This is a genomic window from Myceligenerans indicum (assembly GCF_016742955.1).
Classification (GTDB): domain Bacteria; phylum Actinomycetota; class Actinomycetes; order Actinomycetales; family Cellulomonadaceae; genus Myceligenerans; species Myceligenerans indicum.
In genome coordinates this window covers 86,294-106,180 of record NZ_JABBYC010000005.1, presented here as the reverse complement: position 1 = coordinate 106,180, position 19,887 = coordinate 86,294, and the positions used below count along the sequence as shown (strand labels likewise).

Genomic DNA, 19,887 nt, shown 5'->3' with positions numbered 1-19,887 from the left:
GACCCCCACTACCTGATCCGGACAATACCGGCGAAGGGAAATCGCCTCGCAGGTCCTTGTCATGCGCCGACGGGCAACGTCGCCGTGCGGATTCCCCGGCAGAGCGCTGACGAGGTCAGAACCCGTAGTAGCGCTGCACTCCGTCCAGCATCAGCTGTGCGCCGATCGTGGCCACGAACAGCCCTCCGAACTTCTGCATGAGCTGCATCCCCTGGTCGGAGAAGTTCATTTTGTTGGCCAGCAACAGGTGCCCGACGGGGATCAGCGCGACGACGACGGCCGAGGCGATGACAGCAGCGATCGTCCCCTGGTATCCCTCGCCGGAGGAAGAGATCGTGATGACCGTCGTGATGGCCCCGGGTCCGGCCATGAACGGAATCGCGTACGGGACGACGATCTGGTCCTCCGCGGACTCCACGTGTTGCTCCGTGGTGGCCGCGGCTCCGCCCTGCACGCGGCTGGGTTTTCCCGCGAAGAGCATCTCGAAGCCCATCAGGACGAGCACGAGCCCGCCGATGACGCCGAAGGCCCCAAGGTTGATACCGACGAGGTCCAGGAGCAGCTTGCCGATCAGTGCGGAACCCACCAGTGTGACGGCGATGACGACCATCAGCCGTCGCACGTACTCCGGGCGGCGGTGGGGCTCGTTCTCCGTGAGCACGCGGAAGAAGACGGCGCGGATGAACGGATCGACCAGGACGATCAAGGAGATCGTCGCCTGAATCGTCAGGTCCAACAGGCCCATTTCGCCAACTTAGCAGCGCGGGTTCGGGCCCGCTCCTCGTGGCCCGGCAAGACCCTTGGGCGGCGGTATGGCACACGGACACGGTCGAGCGGTGAGCCGCTCGCTGAGCTGATGCTGGGCCGAGCGTCGAGCACCCGGAGCCGTTCTGGGTGTCAGTGGTGGAGGCTAGGGTCTCGTGCCGTGACGATGATCGAACCTCTGGCCAGCGCGGTGCTCCCCGACGGCGTCGTGGTGGAACGTCTCGTGCCGCATCCGCGGTTCCCGCTGGTCGCGGGAGTGGACGCGGCGCGACCTGCGGTGCACGTGTGGAGATGGGAGTCCGCAGGTCTGACCCATGTCGCGACGGTCGGCGGGGACTCGGACGGGTACGGGGACACGTTCGGATGGGACCGGATGCGGCTGGTGCCCTCGGCGGCGTGGCATCCGGAAAGGGCGCTGCTCGCGGTGAACGGCTCGGGCGGCTTGGTGCTGTGGGAACCGGACGGCGTCACGACGCCAGGCTGGGCACTGCCCGAAGCAGATGCCGATACAGCCGGTGGCGACGTCGCGTTCACGCCAGACGGCGCCACTCTTCTGGTCAGCGGCTACGACGCCTCGACGACCATCTGTCTCGCGACGGGCGCTGTAGGGTCCGCGCCGGGGTGGGACACGGGATCCGCGGTCTGGCCCGGCGGGCGCCTGGCGCTCTCGTACGTCAGCAACCAAGGCGCGACGCACGGCCTGTTCACCCGGATCGACCCCGCCACCGGCCGGAGGAACATTGTGGACAGGGCGCTGCTGCTGGATGTCGACGGGTACGAGACGCCGGTGGTGAGCCCCGACGGGCGGTACTTCGCGATCCGCGGCAACGCCTACGCCCAGACGTTGCAGGTGTTCGAGATGCCCGGCCTCCAGCTCGTGCTGTCCACCACTCTCATGGACGAGAGCCCCGGCATTCCGTACCCTCCGGAGTGGCTCTCCGAGCTGGCTTCGTGGTCCCGGCACAACATTGCGTTCGGCGATCCCGGCACGGTGTGGGTCGGCACCCCGCACGGCACCCTCGTCGCCCTCGACGTCGCCCGTTCCGAGGGCACCACCCACGAGCTGCCCGGCAACGCCCCGGTCACCGCCCTGGCCGGTGGCACCGGTGGTGTGCTGGTCGTCGCGACCGGCGCCGGACGGCTGCATCTGTTTCCCGATGGCTCCGGCCGGACGGCGGCGCCCTCATGGGATGCGACCGCGACCGATGTCGTCCAGGACTTCCTGGCCACCACCACCGACGCGCCCGACGACACGGTCGGCGGCGACCTGGACGAGCTCTTGGAGCAGCTGACGACCACCGACGGCATGAACGTCTGGCGGCCTGAGGACCTGGACCAGCTCACCGAGGTCGACGACATCGCGCCGACCTGGCTCAAGATTCACGCGTTCATGAACGCCTCCCTCGGCAAGTGAGACCTGTTGCCCGACCGCACGCAAGACGTACGGGATGCAGTCCGGGAAGGATGCTTGCATGGCGAAACCTCCCATGCCCGCCACGAAATCCGGGGCGGCCGCTGGGAGGTGGTCAGTAGGCTCGCGGCGTGAGCCGCCGACAGCCCCCGAACCGGAGTGAAGCGTTCTACTCGCACCCCAGGCTGTACGACCTGATGTTCCCGGGCGGTGGCCCGTCGGGCGACTTCTACCGGGCCGACGCCACCCGGCACGGCGGCAGCGTCCTGGAACTCGGGTGCGGCACCGGGCGGAAGCTGATCCCCATCGCGTCCGGTGGGCAGCACTGCGTGGGTCTGGACCTATCGGCAGACATGCTGACCGAGGCTCGACGCAAGGCGGACGAACGCGGTGTCGCGGTGGAGTGGATCCAGGGCGACATGCGGTCCTTCGATCTGGGCCGCACCTTCGACTACGTGTTCGTCGCCGCCAATTCTCTGCTGCATCTGCACGAAGCCGAGGACCTGGTGAGCTGCTTCCGGTCGGTGCGAAGGCACATGGCACCGGGAGCGAGGTTCGTCTTCGACGTGTTCAACCCGAGCGTGCGGATGCTCGCCGAGGCCGATGGGGCGCGACGCACCCGCGAGTCGCTGTCGTTCATCGACCCCGAGCGTGGCAGCGTCAGCGTCGATGTCGCCGAGACCTACGATGCGCCCGCGCAGGTGACACGCGGGACGTGGTATCTCTCGACCGCCGGCGAGCCCGACTTCGTCGTCGCGCCGCTCGACATCAGGAGCATCTTCCCGCAGGAGCTGCCGCTGCTCCTCTCGCTCGGCGGTCTTGAGCTCGTCGAGCGCTTCGGTGACTGGTCCGGTGGCCCGTTTGCCGATGACGTCGCCCTACAGCTCTGCGTCTGCGAATGACGGGGAGGTCGCTACGGCTCCCCCTCGACATTGATGCCGTGGTCCAGGACTGTCGCGCACCCGAGCAGACCTGGGATCACCAGGGAGTGAGTCAGAGCTCCCACAGGGACGAGATGGGCAACCCGACGAGCTTTTCGCCGAATCGCACACCCTGGTCCGCAGTGCCGAGCACGACTCCACCAAGGAACCTGTCGCCCAGGCGCTCAGCGAGCCGCTGCAGACCCCGGAAGTGCTCGGGCTTATAGGTCTGCTTCGCTTTCACCTCGAGGCCGAGGACCCGGCCATCGTCGAGCTCAAGGAGAACATCCACCTCGACGCCCGACGTCTCGCGATAGTGGAAGACGGAGAACCGGGTATCACTCCAGGTCTGCTGCTTGCGCAGCTCGGAGACCACGAGGCCTTCCAGCAGAGGACCCAGCAGCTCGCCACCGCCGACGAGCGCGGCGGCACGAGCGGCAGTGACGCCCGAGAGGTACATCGCGAGCGCGGAGTCGGTGACGAGGCCTTTGGCCTTGCCGGTCTGGCGGGTCGTGAGGTTTCCCGTCCACGGTCGGATCCTCTCGACGAGGTACAACGTTTCGACGAGATCGAGGTAAGCCGTCATGGTGGTCTCGGGGATGTCCGCGTCCCGCGAGAGGCGGGCGCGGACCACTTCGCCCGCTTGGTTGGCCGCGACCAGGCGCAGAACGCTCGCCAGGCGGTTGCCGTCCACGAGACGCCGGACGTCACGCGCGTCGCGCTGGACGATGCGGTCGATGTACCCGTCGAACCAGGCCGCACGAAGTCGCGGCGACCGCCGGAAGACCTCCGGATACCCACCTGCTGCGACGATGTTCGCGTAGTCCTCACGCGAGACCGTCGAACGGACGTCGAACGGATCTACCCCCGCGAGGAAACGGGTCACGAAGTCGTCGAGCCGACCGTTGAGCTCTCCCTGACTCAGGGTTCGCAGCGGCAGCGTGACGGCTCGGCCCGCGAGAGAGTCAGGCGTTCGTTCGAGGCGCAGCAGGTCGGCCGATCCGGTGAGGAGGAACCGGCCCGGCGCGCGGCGCCGGTCGATGGACGCCTTGATCGGCAGCAGCAGCTCCGGGGCGCGCTGGATCTCGTCGACGACGAGCAGCCCGTCGGGAAGCTGGTTCACGAAGGCCTCTGGATCGTTCCGGGCGGCGGCCCGCTGCACGTCGTCGTCAAGGGTGAGGTAGCGGGCCTGGCGCTCCGAGCCCTCGACGAGCATCGTGGCAAGTGTGCTCTTCCCCACCTGCCGCGCGCCTTCGACGACCACGGCAGGGAAGGAGCCGACGAGCTCCTTCGCCCAGGGGATGGCATGTCGGGCGAGAATGTCGTTCGAGGTCACAGCACCATGACACCTCGTAAGCCGCTGTTCTGCAAGCCCAAAGCCGCTGTTCTGCAGCATCCAAGTCGCTGTTCTGCAGCGCCGAGGCCGCTGATTCCGCACGATGTGGCTCGCAGTGACAACGTTCGATCCACGTGCATCATCGCGCTCATGCCTACCGTGGCCCGCTCCAGCTCCTGCGTCCAACGCGGTTCACCGACGTGACCACCACCGCCTGCCCTGAGCGGCCAATTCCAGCTCGCGCCCACGATCCCGGCGAAGTACCTGCTCATTGGCCGTAGGCCCGCATCGACAGCTGGAGGCGGATAGTGCCGTGATGGATTGCAGGACCCCCAGAAGGACCCGCAGCGGCACGGGCGGCCGATCATCCCAACTCGCGCCGCAGCATCCCCCCAGGCGTACTCCCACGGCACGCGTTCCTGCTCGAGCCGCACACCGCCCTCGGTATGGAGCAGTTCGAGCGCCGCGCGCTCACCGGCGCCCAGCCGCTCCGTCCTCACCGATACAGGCTCCACGTCAGGAACCCACAGTTCTCGGAAGCGCAGCAGCGTCTCCACATCCATGAGGACACTGCGCACGTCGTCATGGATCTCACGCAGCCGCGCCAGGAACTGGAAGCCGTCACGGTCATGAAGATCAACGACGTCAGGTGAAACATCACCCGCAAACAGGCGAGGACAGTCCCCGCAAACACGAGGTCCGAGGCGCCCCACCTCCGTCAGGGCGCCTCGGCGCGCTCGGGACGGAACGTCACCAACCCCGCTCGGCCAGCCGCACCGGCTCCGGTTCCTCCTCCACGTTGATGCCGTGGTCCAAGATTGACGCGCCTCGTCGGCATCAGGCGGGTGCCGTCTCCCAGAGCGCGCTGATGGGGACCGCCCGATACTTGTTCCCGAAGGGAAGCGTGTGCGGTCCCGCGTGCAGGACGTAGCCCGCGACGAGATCGTCGCCGACCCGTTCATGCAGGTGCCGGATCCCGCGGAAGTCCTCCGTCGACGGCGTGGCCGAGGACTTCACCTCGATCGCGATCACCTCGCCCCGGCGATTCTCCAGAACGATATCGACTTCGACCTGGTCCCGTGTCCGGTAGTGGAACAGCTCCGCGCGGGTACGGGACCAGGTGAGCTGGCGCGCGATCTCCATCGCCACGAACCCTTCGAGAAGGCCACCCAGCGGACTGCCAGGCTTACGCAGTCGAGAAGCGTCCTGATCGAGCAACGCCGCCGCGACGCCCGAGTCGACGAAGGCAAGCTTCGACTTCGCGATGCTGCGCGTATTGAGGTTCCGGGTCCAGGCCGGGATCTGCTTGATCAGGAACACTTCTTCGAGCAGAGCGAGGTAGCGACGCACGGTCTGCGCCGAGACCTCCAGCCCGTTCGACAAGGACGCCGGAACCATGATCTGGCCGGACCTGGCGGCCAGGAGCCGGACCAGCGCATGCATCTCGCGGCCACGCTCGATGTCCCACACCTGCATGACATCCCGATCGATCATGTCGGCGACGTACGACTCGAAGTACTGCTCCCGCCGGCCAGGCGCGCGGCGGACGGCGTCAGGGAACCCGCCCCGCACGATCCGCTCGATGTACCCGGTGCGATCCACTGACGATTCGTGGCGCAGTTCGGGACCCAGGGCGAAGGCGGCATCCACGAACCCGTCCGGCGTAGCATCGATCTCCCCCTGAGACAGCGGCCACAGCTCGATCGTCTCCATCCGGCCCACGAGCGTGTCGGGCAGGTCCCGCATGGCCAGCAGGCGCGATGATCCGGTGAGCAGGAACCGCCCGGGATCCGGCTCTTCATCGACCAGCGCCTTGATCGCAAGAAGGAGCGCCGGGATGCGCTGCACATCGTCGATGATCATCCGCTGAGCAAGCCGAACAAAGCTCCGCGAGTCTCTCGCGGCGAACTCCTGGGTGTCGGCGTCATCCAGGGTGTACCAGTCGGCGCCATGATCCTTCCCGATCCGGCGCACGAGTGTGCTCTTACCGCTCTGGCGCGCGCCGTTCACCAGGACGACGCGCGTGTCCGCGAGCGCCTCCCTCACAGATTCAGCGGCACGACGGGGTACGAACGCACTGCTCACGGAGCTTCCTCGGGTGTTCACAGGACGAGCCTCCCACATCGGCCGTCGTTTTGCCGCACGCTTCACGGTCGTTCTGTCGCATGGTTGCTGGCTGTTTCGTCGTTAAGTTGCTGGTCGTTCTGCCGGAACTCGTCGGCGTGATGGGAGCACATGCGTCGCCAGGACCGCTGCGAGGCCGCTGCTTGGTGGCTTCGCGCATCGTCAATGAGAGGCGCCTTGATGAGATCGGCAGTCCGTGGCGCGTCAGCACGGCACAGGGCCGCGACTGTTGACTCGTCGGTCGCCCCCTTGAGCCGCTCGACGCAGATCCGGTGCACGGCCAGCATCTCGATCGGACGGGGGCGAACCAGCCGCGCGAGCACCTCATCGGGATGCCGCACCTCCAGGTTCAGCTCACTGACTGCCGCAAATCGGACAGGACCACCCTCGGCCGGTTCAGGGCAGTCACTCCGTGAGACCCAGCTCGTTCTCGAGCTCGGCCAGATCGGCCAGCGCCTCGGCCCGCCGGGAGCGCTCACGCTCCCGGAACGCTTCGACGGCAGCCAAAGGCAGCCGGTGGTGCGAGCCGACCATCCGGAACGGCAGTTCGCCCCGGTCCATGAGCCGCCGCACGTGCGGGCGAAACACTCCCAGTAGCTCCGCGGCCCGTGTCGGGGTCCCTTCCTCCGGCACGCCGTGGGCCCGCGCGTCGAGAAGGGCCGCGACAAGCTCGGCCGTGGACCGATGCATCGACAGTGACAAGTCGTCACCGCCCCGTTCGAGCGCATGATGCACTGCGGCGGCATCCCGCGCGAGAAGATCGCTCATCCCAGGCTCCCATCTGCACCAACCGCAACGCCTGAACGGTGCGGCAGACCGATTCGGAAAGGGGCGGCGCGCCGGCCTGACGAAGCGATCGAGAAGAACCCGTGTCCTGCCTTCGGCGCGCTTCAGTGCGATATCTCTACTATCACTCACCATTCGAGAAATCGGCGTCGTCGACCACCACCGCTAGCCGACGACGGCGAGCATGGTCAGCTCTTCACCGGATAGAACTGGGTTCCTTCAGCGACGGCTTGGCGTACAGCACGATCTGTATACCAAGACCGATCACCAGGAGACCCTCCAGCACAGATAGTGCAACAGGAAGTGGATCATTCTGTTGACTCACCCAGAACGCTGCCAGGACAGCAATCGGAAGTCCGCAGAACGCCGTCAGATCGATCAGGCACTGAATCCATTTTCGGGAGCGACGACGCGCATCGATACGATGGACCTTCTCCCACCCGAAGGGCACGAACCCTTTCCGGAGAAATGCCTGCTGGGTCAGGCGAGGGCCGAGTTCCTCGCGGATATATTGGCCGATCGCGGAGATCTTCTCATCGTTCACGATGTACGTCCATCCCAGCACGATGCACGCCGGCGGCAGGGCAAGTAGCATCACCGGTTCCTTCGTTTGCGCAGCCGCGGCAGTAATCGCCGCCACCACCGCAAGCGTCGCGTAGAGAAGATTGTCCCGGAACCCGATACGTGACCTCTGCTCATCCTTGATGCTCTGGTACTCGGCAAGCAGCAACTCCCCGACACTAATACCATGTTTTGGCTCTGCCACGCCCTCGATCTTCCCTGCTCGATCCGCGCAGGTCCAGACCCTTTTGCCCGTGGCTGAATCAGCAAGGAACGCGCTACAGATCCGGGCTCGCACGAAATGGACGAGAGCACTGGCATCGTCGTCGATGGAGTGGCGCACCACGCGCTCCGGTCCTGGTATCAGCGGCTCGGCTACTGCGCCGCACCGCGCCTGGACTGTCCAATATCACCCAAGATCCCGCAGACTTCACGCCTGCGGGACCCCGGGAGTTCAGGCGCCCAACCACGGCCAGAGCCGAGCACTGCGCCCTCGCCCGAATCAGCGGCTCGCGTTGGCGAACCACTCCCGTTTTTCCGCAGCTACACCCTGAAGCACTTGCAGGGCGTATTCGATTCCAGACGCATCGGTGTTGAGCCGGACATTCTCGTTCTCCCTTTCCTGAAAATCACTCTCAGGAAGGTGCTCCGGGTTCTCCAGACCAGGAATGATGTTTATGACATTGGACTGCCCTGAGTTCAACGTGAGAACCAGATTGCGGCTTCCACCAGGCCGCGGCTCCAACCTGGCGGAACTAAGCGCATCGTAGCTGAACGTCTCCTCGGTCGGAGGGCCGAACTTTCCTTGTCGAAAGTTCGAGGTGACAGCGAACCCGCGCACGCCAAGGTCGGTCATCAGATACAGTTGCATGTTCATCTGCGTGTACCACCACGGCCCTCCAGTGATTCGGGCACGCCGGTAGTCACCGTACGGACTCATCAATACAACGCGTGCAACGACGTCACGCCATGAGACGCGATACTTCTTCAGCGCATCTTCCACCAGGAGCGTCGAATCGGCACGCAGCCAGGACTCCATCTCCAAGTCGGTAGGACGCGTGGATGCAAGCTTTGTGCTCCACCTCGCATACTCGGATTCGAGAAGTTTCAGGCGCTTCTTGGCATCCTCCTCAAGGGAGTCCACAATTCGCGGAGCAACATATTCCTGATACCAACGGCGCACCGCTCCCGGTGTGGTAAAAAGGGAAACAATGAAGAACAAAACCGTCGGGACGTCGGCTTCAGCAACAACCGCAATCAGGAGCGCAATCGCAGCAGCGACCAACGATCCGATACAACGAGCTGTCGCCGTGCTGTCGAATGGCGCTACCTGCTGGGTGCGAAACGTTCCCTGGGCCCATTGACGAGCAGCATCCTTGGCAAAGTAGCGAACCATCCACCGGACCGAACTGTTCGAGACCGACGGATGGTTCGCGTAAGCAAACGCCATGTCCTGCTCGAGGAACTGACGCATACCGTGAGTCTCGGCCAGCCACGCCTGCACCTCGAGCCCCTCGGGCCTGTACTTCTTGAAGTCAGCCTTGAAGTCCCTGCGCAGGTTCCAAGTGAACCATGTAGTGGGTTGACGCTCGTTTGTCTGGTGCCGCTGCGCCAGCACCGCCGCCGTACTGTGAAGCAATCTCCAGGCAAAGGCATCCTTGATGCCGATCACACTGCCGACGCCGAGAACGGAAAGCGCCAGGATTGCTGTCAGATTCAGATTGCTCAGCGCCCCGAACACCAGGAACAGCGCGGTCAGTGCGGCGGGGATCGAGCCGGCGATCGCCGCCGTGCGCCTCGCGGCTCGGGCCGGTGAGATCACTTCCGCAATCCGTGGACGCTCCGGCACTGCATGGAAGTAGGCCCAGGCGCGATCGACCCGACCGTTCGCGTATCGCTCCTCCGCCGCCCGTTCCACCATGTCACGCCAGATCTGGTCTTTGACCACGCCCGACAACAAGTTCTCCAGGTGATACTCGATCTCGGCACGACGATCCTCCGGGAGAGCAGAGATACTGGTGCCTAGAGCCCCAGCATCCCCCTCGCCCTTCAACGTGTGCCGGATCAACAGGCAGACAGTACGAAGTGGCTCGGTGTACGGACCAGCTTCGCCCTGAGGACGCGCTGCCGACTCGGCCACGTCGAGGACGCGGTCTCGTTCTTCTCGCGACAGGTCGCGCTTCGAACGCATGCTGAACATTGAGAGCAGCCAGAAGTACCGGACCTCAGGCGTGTCGAGCCCTGCCAGCAGTGCGTTGCTGATGTACCGCTCCGCGTCCCGCGGAAGCCTTCCCTGCAAGCGGAGTCGTCCCGCCTCGAACTGCTTCGCGGGCGGGTCCTCCCTGGTGATCTGGTACAACGTGCTGTGCACGTGCACCGTACTGTCATGAATCTCTCCGGCCATCATGCCGACAGACGATCCGTCGGCTGCGACGTTCTGGACACTGTCCTCGCCAGTGGCCGACGTGCCGTTCGGCGGCCTGCCGGGAACCCCGTCCGGTGCTCCGCCCTGCCACGTGTTGTTCCAGTTCATGCCAGCTCCTTCACTGCTCCGGCGAGGCTTCTCGCCCGGGCGGCCACATCGGAGACGTCTGCCAGCAACCCAGTCAGTCGCTTGAGCGCGTTCACTGCCCGCTTCGAAGCACGAGGGACGGCATTCAGCGCCTGTTCTGCCGTTTCGACTTCCTTGACCGCGTCCCTGTGGGTTTCTTCGTCGGTCACCCCAGCGGTGTGTCGCTCGTCGATCAGCGTCCGCAGTGTGTGCAACTCCGCCACGACGTCGAAAGACTCGCTCGTCTGGTGAGGCCCGGTCACCAGGTGCACCGTGCCGCCCGTGATCACGCCACCCATCTGTCCGACTACTCCGCCGGCCACCATATTGGTGACGCCTCCATCAATCGGGATCTCGCTGGGCATGCTCCCTTTCATGTAGCCCTCCTTGGACTCGTCGACGAGTTCCACCGCCAGTTCCACGGCGAACGCCGCGGCGTTCGCCGCAGCCCGCGGCTGCCAGTTCTCGTCGTTCGCCGCCGTCTTGCGCCCATCTGCGGAATCACTGATTCCCCGGATGATTGCGACCGGGGCACTGTTGAGATGGCCCGCCTGAGCGATGCCAGCAGCCTCCATCTCAATCGCGGTGGCGTCGTTGAAGTGTTCGCGGATCCAATGTGCCTCCTTCGACACCCTGGAGTTCTGCACGATCTCGCCGGCGGCAATAGCACCGAAACGTACCGTGGGACGGGAGTCCCGATCACCGAGCCGATCGGTCCAGCGCCCCTGACGCGCCAGATGATGCGCCACCTGGCTCAGTGCATGGGATGTCTCCCACATCCGAGGGCGCGCCTTGAAGCCGTCGTCCTCGCTCGTCCCCCCGTGATAGGCGTAGACCCGGTCCGCGACGACGACGTCTCCCAACGGGGTCCCGTCCCACAGCGCTCCCGCGATGCCCGTGAAGAGAACCGCCGCAGGCTCAAACGATTGGATCGCTCGTTCTGCGAGCACTGCCGCTGGCTGGTTGCCGACCCCGGTCAGGCCGAGGACGATCTGGCATCTCGACGACGGCACCCGTCCAATCTCGAACCGGGTTCCGGCATCATGACGACGCAGATCCACATCGACCAGATGCTCTCGGACCGCCGCGTACTCCAGGTTCAACGCAGTCAACACCACGACCAGATGAGACACTACTGCTCCTCACGGCTCGGATGACACAGGACGCACCAACGGTGGGTACAGCACTTTCCCGCCTCCGGACCGAAACAGCCGGGCAGGCCGCCCTGCGGCGGCACGGCGCACCGTTCCGACCAGCTCGACGAACCGGGGAATGCTCTGAACCTTGCGGTAGAAATTGCGCGGGTCGAGCTGGCATCCCCAGACTCCCTCGTAAACCTGCTGCAGTTCAGTGAGCGTGAAAGTCCTGTCGCAGAACGCCAGCGCCAGGGAGGTGCGCTCAAGCTTGGATCGCGCTCGCTCGACCCCATCACACACGATCTGCCAGTGGTCGAAGGCTAGCGACACCCTGCCTGACAGAACATCGTCAACCGGGACCCATGAGGCATCAGATGCGTCGGTGCCGGCGATTGGTTCCGGCAAGCCCGGTGCGACCGCCATGTAGGCCACCGACAGCACACGCCCGCGCGGGTCTCGCCCGACTTCGCCGTAGGCCGCCAGTTGTTCGATGTGCAGCTCGGACGCATCGAGACCCGACTCCTCTCTCAGCTCGCGCAACGCGGCATCGTGAACTCCCTCCGTTTCGTTGCTGAGGAAGCCGCCAGGCAACGCTTGCATCCCGGCTTGCGGGTCCTCGCCCCGCTCGATCAGCAGCACGTGAAACACCGAAGCTCGCATCGTCAAGATCACAAGGTCAACCGCAACCTTGATCTCCGGAGGCTCCCATGGGCCGCTCTCGCCCAGCACGGCGATTCCTTTCTGTAGACCTGACAAGAATGATACTCAGCCAGTGCATGTCGCACAAGGGGGTTAACGACGTTCTTCCGTACAAATCGCCGACGACCTGTCGCACCCGGACTGCGGCACGCGAAAGGCTCCGCGGACACCAGTCCGCGGAGCCTTTCCACTGGGTCAGGACGCTTCAACGCCCCAGAGCCGCTACCTCACCAACCCCGCTCGGCCAGCCGCACCGGCTCCGGCTCCTCCTCGACGTTGATGCCCACCATGGCCTCGCCCAGCCCTCGGGAGACCTTGGCGATCACGTCCGCGTCGTCGAAGAACGTGGTGGCCTGGACGATCGCCTTGGCGCGCGTGGCCGGGTTGCCGGACTTGAAGATGCCCGAGCCCACGAACACGCCCTCGGCGCCGAGCTGCATCATCATCGCGGCGTCGGCAGGCGTGGCGATGCCGCCGGCGGTGAAGAGCACGACGGGCAGCTTGCCCTCCCGCGCCACCTCCGCGACCAGTTCGTAGGGCGCCTGAAGTTCCTTGGCCGCGACGTACAGCTCGTCCTCCGGCAGGGAGGAGAGCTTGCGGATCTGCTGGCGGATCTGGCGCATGTGCGTCGTCGCGTTCGACACGTCGCCGGTGCCGGCCTCGCCCTTGGAGCGGATCATCGCCGCTCCCTCGGTGATGCGGCGCAGGGCCTCACCCAGGTTGGTCGCGCCGCACACGAAGGGGACGGTGAAGCCCCACTTGTCGATGTGGTTCGTGTAGTCCGCCGGGGTCAGCACCTCGGACTCGTCGATGTAGTCGACGCCGAGCGACTGCAGCACCTGCGCCTCCACGAAGTGCCCGATGCGCGCCTTCGCCATCACCGGGATGGAGACGGCCTCGATGATGCCGTCGATCATGTCCGGGTCGCTCATGCGGCTCACGCCGCCCTGCGCCCGGATGTCCGCCGGGACCCGCTCGAGAGCCATCACGGCCACTGCGCCGGCGTCCTCGGCGATCTTCGCCTGCTCCGGCGTGACGACGTCCATGATGACGCCGCCCTTGAGCATCTCGGCCATGCCGCGCTTCACGCGCGCGGTACCCACCTGGCCCACGCCAGCGCTCGTCGTCGTCTCGTCAGCCACCACTACCTCGCTCGTTCCGGTCCGTACCGGACGCCGGTCCGGCGCCCTCACATGCGATCCTACGCGCCGGGTCCGACACCCCGGTCCAGCCCTTCCGGCATCCGGTCGTCGAACTCGACGGTGTGCGGCATGGGTGCGCGCCCCGGCAGGTGCGCGGCGCGCACGTACCAGCGGCGACGCATCCGGCGAGCCTGGGTGACGGCCTCGTTGTGGAACCTGCGGGCGAGCGTCGCCCGGTACCAGGCCGCGGCCAGGGCGCCGGCCGGTTCGGCCGCCGGCCCGGTCTGCAGGCTCGCGATCTCGCGCGAGTCGCCGAGCGCCTCGCGCAGTGCCGCGCTCAGGTTGCTCTCGGCGTCCTCCCGTGCCGTGGGCAGTCCGTCCATCGCGAGGACGTGCTCGCCCGTCTCCGGGTCGGCCGTGTCCAGCACCACGTACGCGGCGTCGACCACGACCAGGGCCGACGCCGGGTCCATCCCGCCCGAGGACGCCAGGTCCACCGCGGCCCAGGCCCGGCGCACGAGCTGCGCGTCGAGCGCCCCCCGGGACCCGGCGACCTTGCGGTGCAGCCCGTCGAGGCGTGAGGCCACCCGCCAAGCCAGCCACACCAGCACGACGGCGGCCGCCAGGGACCAGAAGGCGATCTCCGACCAGCTCATCGCCATCCTCTCCGCGCCCGGCCGAGCACGCCGCGCACGCCGTCGCTCAGGGCCGGGAACGAGCCGTCGGACCCGACCGCGTCGCCCGCGGACAGGACGGTCTCGTAGACGGCCAGGACCTGCCCCGTCACCACGGACCAGTCGTACTGCCGCACGGCGTCCCGGGCCCGGGCCCGGTAGCGCTCGCACCTCTCGGGATCCGCCGCCAGCGAGAGAACCTGGGCCGCGAGCGCCTGCGGGTCGCCGGTGGTGAACAGGGCACCGGCCGCGCCGTCGTCCAGCACGCGCCGGAACGCCCCCAGATCGCTGGCCACGACGACGGCCCCGGCGCTCATCGCCTCCACGAGCACGATCCCGAACGACTCGCCGCCGGTCTGCGGCGCGACGTACAGGTCGGCGGAGGCGAGCAGGGCGGCCTTCTCCTCGTCGCTGACGCGGCCGAGCAGCTCGACCGCTCCGGCGCGCTCGCCGAGTGCCGCCCGGACCCTGTCCGGGACGCCCGTGCCGCTGCCTGCCACGAGGAACCGTGTGCCGGGCAGCCGGTCGAGGATCGTTCCGGCGGCCGCCAGCAGGATGTCCAGGCCCTTTCTGGGTTCGTCGAGCCGTCCGAGGAACGCGATCGTGGGTGTGTCCGGCCGTCCCTGCCACCCGGAGCGCGGGGTCGCGGTGGCGAAGTCCCTGGCGTACACGCCGTTCGGGATCACGACGGCGTCGCCGCCGAGGTGGTCCACGACGGTGCGGCGGGCGTCCTCGGAGACGGCGATGCGGGCGGCGATCTTCTCCACGACGGGGCCGACGAGCGGGAACGCGGCGCGCAGTGCGCGGGATCGGGGCATCGACGTGTGGCAGGTGGCCACGATGGGCACCTCGGCGTACCGGAGGGCCAGCAGGGCGACCGACGGCGTGAGTGGTTCGTGCAGGTGGACGACGTCGAACTCCCCCTCCGCGAGCCAGCGGCGCACCCTTCGGGCCGTCACGGGCCCGAAGGTGAGGCGGGCGACCGACCCGTTGTAGCGGATGGGCACGGCCCGGCCGGCGGGTACGACGAACTCGGGCACCGGCGTGTTCTCCGAGGCCGGGGCGAGGACGGACACCTCGTGTCCGGCGGCGCGGAGCGCCAGGGCGAGATCGCGCACATGGAACTGGACGCCGCCGGGGGCGTCGAACGAGTACGGGCAGACGATGCCCACGCGGAGCGGGCGCTGCGGGCCGCTGTGGCTGCCCCGCCGCGGCGCGAGGCGGCGGCGTGCGCCGGGGCGAGGACTCTCGGCGTGAGGCCGGTCAGGCACGCGGGCTCCGGTGGTGGAGGTCCTCGGTGAAGACCCGCTGCAGCATGTGCCAGTCCGCGGTGTGCTCGGCGATGGAGCGCCCGAGCGCGTCGACCCAGCCCTGGGTGAGGCGCCGTATGCGCTCCGTGCGGGGCAGCGTGTGGTCGGGGACGGCGACGGGCTCGTGGAACGTGATGACGATCCCCCAGGGGCTCCCGGCGGCACGACGGCGGGCACCGTGCAGGCGCTCGTAGTGGATGGCGACGGGGAGGAGCGGCACGTTCGCGTCCAGCGCGAGCGCGGCCGGGCCCGCGGCGACCTGCGCGGAGTGGCCGAGCAGGTCCACCTGGACGCCACGGGAGGTGAGATCACGGTCGGACAGCAGCGGCACGATGCGATCGCCTTCCTTGGCTCCGGCGACGAGCGCGTCGAAGACGCCGTCGTTGCCGAGTCCGAGCGCGGTGATGCCGATCGACCGGCGGAAGTCCACGAACAGGTCGAACAGCTCGGCGGGCCGGAGCTTCTCGGCGACGGTCAGGACCGGCGCGATGTGCGGGGTGCCCCACGCTCCGGCGAGGTCCCAGTTCCCCAGGTGGCCGAGCGCGAGGGAGGCGGCGCCGCGGCGTTCGGGCGGGGTGCCGGGGCCGTCGAGGTCGAGGTGCGGGCGCAGGTTCTTCTCGTAGCCGCGCGTGCGGACGCGGGCGTCGATCTGCCGGCTGTCCAGCGCGTGCAGCGTGAATGCCTCGCGGAAGTACCGCATGTAGGAGCGCATGCCGGCGCGGGACAGGCGGCGGATCCCGGCTGCGTCCAGGTCAGGCCGGACGCGGGCGTAGTTTGCCTCGAGCCGGCGCACGCCCTTGGTCCGCCGTAGCCAGGTGATGTCCGCGATCACGGAGAACAGGCCGCGGAGGACGGCCTCGGGCACTCGGGGTGCGAGCTTCCAGGCGAGCACGTAGGCGCGCGTGACCAGGTCGGGTTCCGACTCATCGGTCCTGGACGGCCCTGTGTCCTTCGCGTCCGCGTTCCTCGACCCGGCGTTCCCCGGCTCTGCGTTCGTCACGGCGCCACCTTCACGAGCTGTCGGCGGACCGTGGTCACGCGCTGCCCGACGGTGACTCCGCTCGCCACCGCGAGCACGGTGAGTGCGGTGGTGGCGGCAACCATCGGGAGTCCGACGTCGGTGAACGCGATGGGCGCGAGCCCGATCACGAGCCGGTCGGTACGTTCCGCGATACCGTTCCTCGCCGTCGCTCCGACCGCCTCGGCCCTGGCCCGTGCGTACGGGACGATGCCGCCGAGCGCCAGGCAGGCCAGTGCCGCCACGGCGCCCCAGGCGGCGTAGGGGACGTCGGGGTGGAGCACGAAGTACAGGGTGATGCCGGTGAACACCGCCGCGTCGGAGACGCGGTCGAGCGTCGAGTCCAGGAACGCCCCCCACTGGCTGGTGCGGCCGGAGAGCCGTGCCAGGACACCGTCCAGTGAGTCCAGGAGGGCGAAGATGCCGATCAGCACTCCGCCGAGGAGCAGGTGTCCGAGGGGCAGCAGGGTGAGCGCGAGCGCCGTCACGACGACGGTGCCGGCGATCGTGACGGCGTCGGGCGTGACGCCGAGCCGCAGCAGCACGCGTGCCGCCGGGGTGAGCACAGTCGTCATCAGGCTGCGCAGCCGACCGAACATCTCCGCCTCCGATCCCGCGATCCCCCGCTGCTGGTCAAGTATGCCGGGGCGCGGTCCCTGAATCGGGTCTTGGCCATGCTTCGGCGAGTCGGCGCCGGGTGTCTGCGAGCAGCTCGGGCAGGGACTTCGTCTGCGCGATGACGGGCAGGAAGTTCGAGTCCCCGGACCAGCGAGGCACCACGTGCTGATGCAGATGCGCGGCGATGCCCGCGCCGGCCACGACGCCCTGGTTGAGGCCCAGGTTGAACCCGCCCGGGGCGTAGGCGGCACGGGCGGCACGCATCGCCTCCTGCGTCATCGTGGCCAGTTCGACGGTCTCGGCGGCGTCGAGGTCCGTGTAGTCCGAGACGTGACGGTAGGGCAGCACCATCATGTGCCCCGAGTTGTACGGGTACAGGTTGAGCACCGCGTAGCAGAGCTGCCCGCGGGCGACGACGAGCCCCTGCTCGTCGTCGCCTCGCGGGATGCGACAGAACGGGCACTGCTGTTCCGACGCGTCGGCGGGCTTGGCCTCGCCGCCGATGTAGACCATGCGGTGCGGGTTCCACAGACGCTGGTAGTGATCCTCCGGTGCCCCGAAGGCGCCGGCCTCGTCAACGACCACGGGTTCGACCGGGCCCGCCGGTGACGGGCCCGCGGCCGAACCGGCGGACGGCTCCGCGGCTCGGCCGGCGGACGGCTCCGCGCTCGGTGCCACGGCGTCGCCGGGCGTCGTACCACGCCCCGGGGCGGGGACGTCGCCGCCCCGCCGCCCCGTGCCGCGCCCCTCGTCGGTGCTGGTCACATCCACGCTCCCGGCCGCGTCAGACTTGGACGCGGTCCCGCACGGCCGCGACGATCTTCTCGATCGCCTCGGCGACGGGCACCCCGTTCTCCTGCGTGCCGTCCCGGAACCGGAACGAGACGGCGCCGGATTCGGCGTCCTCACCGCCCGCGATGAGCGTGAAGGGCACCTTCTGCTTGGACGCGTTGCGGATCTTCTTGGCGAAGCGGTCGTCGGACAGGTCGACCTCGGCACGGATGCCGCGCGCCGTGAGCTGCGCGACGACGTCCTTCAGGTAGTCGTCGAACGCCTCGGCGACGGGCACCGCGAGCACCTGGACGGGCGCGAGCCAGGCGGGGAACGCACCGGCGTAGTGCTCGACCAGGACACCGAAGAAGCGCTCGATCGACCCGAACTTCGCCGAGTGGATCATCACGGGCCGCTGCTTGGTCCCGTCCGCCGCGGTGTACTCCAGGCCGAACCGCTCGGGCTGGTTGAAGTCGTACTGGATGGTCGACATCTGCCAGGTGCGGCCGATGGCGTCCTTCGCCTGCACGGAGATCTTCGGGCCGTAGAACGCGGCGCCGCCCGGGTCCGGGACGAGCTCCAGGCCGGTCTCCGCGGCGACGTCCTCCAGCACCTTGGTCGCCACGGCCCAGTCCTCTTCCGAGCCGACGAACTTGTCCTTCTTCTTGTCGTCCCGGGTGGACAGCTCCAGGTAGAAGTCGTCGAGCCCGAAGTCCTTGAGCAGGCTGAGCACGAAGTTCAGCAGGTGCTTGACCTCGTTCGGCGCCTCCTCCGGGGTGACGTAGGAGTGCGAGTCGTCCTGCGTCAGGCCGCGCACGCGCGTCAGGCCCTGCACGACGCCGGACTTCTCGTACCGGTACACGGTCCCGAACTCGAACAGCCGCAGCGGCAGTTCACGGTAGGAGCGTCCGCGGGAGGAGAAGATCAGGTTGTGCATCGGGCAGTTCATCGCCTTGAGGCGGTAGCGCCCGTGGTCGCCCACGTCCTCGAGGTCGAGCGCCGGGAACATCGTGTCGGCGTAGTACGGCAGGTGCCCCGAGGTGTAGAACAGGTCTTCCTTGGTGATGTGCGGCGTGCCGACGTAGGAGAAACCCTCCTCGATGTGCCGCTGGCGGACGTAGTCCTCCATGACGCGCTTGATCACGCCGCCGCGCGGGTGGAAGAGCGGCAGGCCCGAGCCGATCTCGTCGTGGAAGGAGAACAGGTCCATCTCCGTGCCGATGCGGCGGTGGTCGCGGCGCTCCGCCTCCGCGAGGCGCTCCTGATAGGCCTTGAGCTCGTCCTTGCTGGGCCAGGCGGTGCCGTAGACGCGCTGCAGCATCGGGTTCTTCTCGCTGCCACGCCAGTAGGCGGCGGCCGAGCGCATCAGCTTGACGCCGTTGCCGATGATCTTCGTGTTGGGCAGGTGCGGACCGCGGCACAGGTCCTTCCAGACCACCGTCTCGCTCTCCCGCCCGGCACCGCGCACGTTCTCGTAGATGGTCAGCTCGCCGCCGCCCACCTCGACGCTCGCGCCCTCCGCGGCGTCCTCGGCGTCGTCGCTCGACCCCTTGATGCCAATGAGTTCGAGCTTGTACGGCTCGTCGGCGAGCTCGGCGCGCGCCTCCTCCTCGGTCACGACGCGGCGGCGGAAGGTCTGGCCCTCCTTGATGATCCGGGCCATCGCCTTGTCCAGGGCCTTGAGGTCCTCCGGGGTGAACGGCTCGGCGACGTCGAAGTCGTAGTAGAAGCCGTCCGTGACGGGCGGGCCGATGCCGAGCTTGGCGTCCGGGTTGATCTGCTGCACCGCCTGGGCGAGCACGTGCGCCGCCGAGTGGCGCAGGACGTCGAGCCCGTCCGGCTCGTCGAGCGTCACCGGTTCCACGACGGCGCCGGTCGGGATCTCACGATGCAGGTCCCACAGGGTGCCGTCGACACGGACGACGACGACGTCCTTGCGGTCGCCGTACAGATCAGCACCGGTGGTGGGCACCGTGGTCGTCGTCGTCGCCTCCGTCTCGGTGACGTCACCTGGGGTGAGGTCCTGGTGGGTGGGCGGCGATGCGACATCGGACACGGACGAACT

The 19,887-nt window shown here is 67.7% G+C and carries 18 protein-coding genes; 2 read left to right on the top strand and 16 right to left on the bottom strand.

Going from position 1 to position 19,887, the window contains the following annotated elements:
* Window positions 1-115: 115 nt before the first annotated feature.
* Window positions 116-745, bottom strand: a complete 630-nt coding sequence (locus HGK34_RS05465; protein ID WP_201845551.1) for a MarC family protein — start codon at window positions 743-745, stop codon at window positions 116-118.
* A 180-nt stretch (window positions 746-925) separates the two neighbouring features.
* Here HGK34_RS05465 and HGK34_RS05460 point away from each other — a divergent pair, with 180 nt between their 5' ends.
* Window positions 926-2,179 (top strand): hypothetical protein, encoded by a 1,254-nt coding sequence (locus HGK34_RS05460; RefSeq protein WP_201845550.1) that lies wholly within the window; start codon window positions 926-928, stop codon window positions 2,177-2,179.
* 128 nt (window positions 2,180-2,307) lie between these two features.
* Entirely contained in the window at window positions 2,308-3,078 is a 771-nt protein-coding gene (locus HGK34_RS05455) for a class I SAM-dependent methyltransferase (protein WP_307815789.1), read from the top strand.
* Window positions 3,079-3,169: 91 nt separating this feature from the next.
* On the opposite strand, the gene HGK34_RS05450 is transcribed toward HGK34_RS05455, so the two are convergent.
* The 15 genes from HGK34_RS05450 to thrS all read right to left on the bottom strand — a co-directional run bounded on the left by HGK34_RS05450 (window position 3,170) and on the right by thrS (window position 19,878).
* Entirely contained in the window at window positions 3,170-4,432 is a 1,263-nt protein-coding gene (locus HGK34_RS05450) for an ATP-binding protein (RefSeq protein ID WP_201845549.1), read from the bottom strand.
* A complete protein-coding gene (locus HGK34_RS23725; protein WP_372433076.1) occupies window positions 4,429-5,010 on the bottom strand; it encodes a Wadjet anti-phage system protein JetD domain-containing protein in 582 nt (193 codons plus the stop codon). Before HGK34_RS23725 ends, HGK34_RS05450 begins: the two co-directional genes overlap by 4 nt.
* Window positions 5,011-5,269: 259 nt before the next feature.
* A complete protein-coding gene (locus HGK34_RS05440) occupies window positions 5,270-6,517 on the bottom strand; it encodes an ATP-binding protein (RefSeq protein WP_201845547.1) in 1,248 nt (415 codons plus the stop codon).
* A gap of 444 nt (window positions 6,518-6,961) precedes the next feature.
* Window positions 6,962-7,324, bottom strand: a complete 363-nt coding sequence (locus tag HGK34_RS05435; RefSeq protein WP_201845546.1) for an excisionase family DNA-binding protein — start codon at window positions 7,322-7,324, stop codon at window positions 6,962-6,964.
* Between the two features lie 214 nt (window positions 7,325-7,538).
* Window positions 7,539-8,246, bottom strand: coding sequence for a hypothetical protein (locus HGK34_RS05430; protein WP_201845545.1), 708 nt, complete (start codon window positions 8,244-8,246; stop codon window positions 7,539-7,541).
* A gap of 159 nt (window positions 8,247-8,405) precedes the next feature.
* A complete protein-coding gene (locus tag HGK34_RS05425) occupies window positions 8,406-10,436 on the bottom strand; it encodes a hypothetical protein (protein WP_201845544.1) in 2,031 nt (676 codons plus the stop codon).
* On the bottom strand, window positions 10,433-11,587 hold the full coding sequence (locus HGK34_RS05420) for a 5'-methylthioadenosine/S-adenosylhomocysteine nucleosidase family protein (RefSeq protein ID WP_201845543.1): 1,155 nt from the start codon (window positions 11,585-11,587) through the stop codon (window positions 10,433-10,435). The genes HGK34_RS05425 and HGK34_RS05420 overlap by 4 nt, the downstream gene beginning before the upstream one ends.
* A gap of 9 nt (window positions 11,588-11,596) precedes the next feature.
* Window positions 11,597-12,319, bottom strand: a complete 723-nt coding sequence (locus tag HGK34_RS05415; protein WP_307815787.1) for an NUDIX hydrolase — start codon at window positions 12,317-12,319, stop codon at window positions 11,597-11,599.
* A 197-nt stretch (window positions 12,320-12,516) separates the two neighbouring features.
* On the bottom strand, window positions 12,517-13,431 hold the full coding sequence (pdxS, locus tag HGK34_RS05410; RefSeq protein WP_307815786.1) for a pyridoxal 5'-phosphate synthase lyase subunit PdxS: 915 nt from the start codon (window positions 13,429-13,431) through the stop codon (window positions 12,517-12,519).
* Between the two features lie 59 nt (window positions 13,432-13,490).
* Window positions 13,491-14,087, bottom strand: coding sequence for a hypothetical protein (locus HGK34_RS05405; protein ID WP_201845542.1), 597 nt, complete (start codon window positions 14,085-14,087; stop codon window positions 13,491-13,493).
* Entirely contained in the window at window positions 14,084-15,277 is a 1,194-nt protein-coding gene (locus HGK34_RS05400; RefSeq protein WP_307815801.1) for a glycosyltransferase family 4 protein, read from the bottom strand. Before HGK34_RS05400 ends, HGK34_RS05405 begins: the two co-directional genes overlap by 4 nt.
* Before the next feature lie 91 nt (window positions 15,278-15,368).
* Window positions 15,369-16,415, bottom strand: a complete 1,047-nt coding sequence (locus tag HGK34_RS05395) for a phosphatidylinositol mannoside acyltransferase (RefSeq protein ID WP_307815785.1) — start codon at window positions 16,413-16,415, stop codon at window positions 15,369-15,371.
* Complete coding sequence (pgsA, locus tag HGK34_RS05390) at window positions 16,412-17,032, bottom strand: phosphatidylinositol phosphate synthase (RefSeq protein ID WP_201845540.1); 621 nt, start codon at window positions 17,030-17,032, stop codon at window positions 16,412-16,414. Before pgsA ends, HGK34_RS05395 begins: the two co-directional genes overlap by 4 nt.
* Window positions 17,033-17,066: 34 nt before the next feature.
* Entirely contained in the window at window positions 17,067-17,636 is a 570-nt protein-coding gene (locus tag HGK34_RS05385) for an HIT family protein (RefSeq protein ID WP_307815800.1), read from the bottom strand.
* A gap of 199 nt (window positions 17,637-17,835) precedes the next feature.
* Window positions 17,836-19,878, bottom strand: a complete 2,043-nt coding sequence (gene thrS / locus HGK34_RS05380; RefSeq protein ID WP_201845539.1) for a threonine--tRNA ligase — start codon at window positions 19,876-19,878, stop codon at window positions 17,836-17,838.
* Window positions 19,879-19,887 lie beyond the last annotated feature (9 nt).

What these genes read in the sequence shown, in the direction of transcription:
- HGK34_RS05465 (WP_201845551.1), bottom strand. Translation starts at nt 745, where the DNA reads ATGGGCCTGTTGGACCTGACGATTCAGGCGACGATCTCCTTGATCGTC.
- HGK34_RS05435 (WP_201845546.1), bottom strand. Translation starts at nt 7,324, where the DNA reads ATGAGCGATCTTCTCGCGCGGGATGCCGCCGCAGTGCATCATGCGCTC.
- pgsA (WP_201845540.1), bottom strand. Translation starts at nt 17,032, where the DNA reads ATGTTCGGTCGGCTGCGCAGCCTGATGACGACTGTGCTCACCCCGGCG.
- HGK34_RS05405 (WP_201845542.1), bottom strand. Translation starts at nt 14,087, where the DNA reads ATGAGCTGGTCGGAGATCGCCTTCTGGTCCCTGGCGGCCGCCGTCGTG.
- HGK34_RS05425 (WP_201845544.1), bottom strand. Translation starts at nt 10,436, where the DNA reads ATGAACTGGAACAACACGTGGCAGGGCGGAGCACCGGACGGGGTTCCC.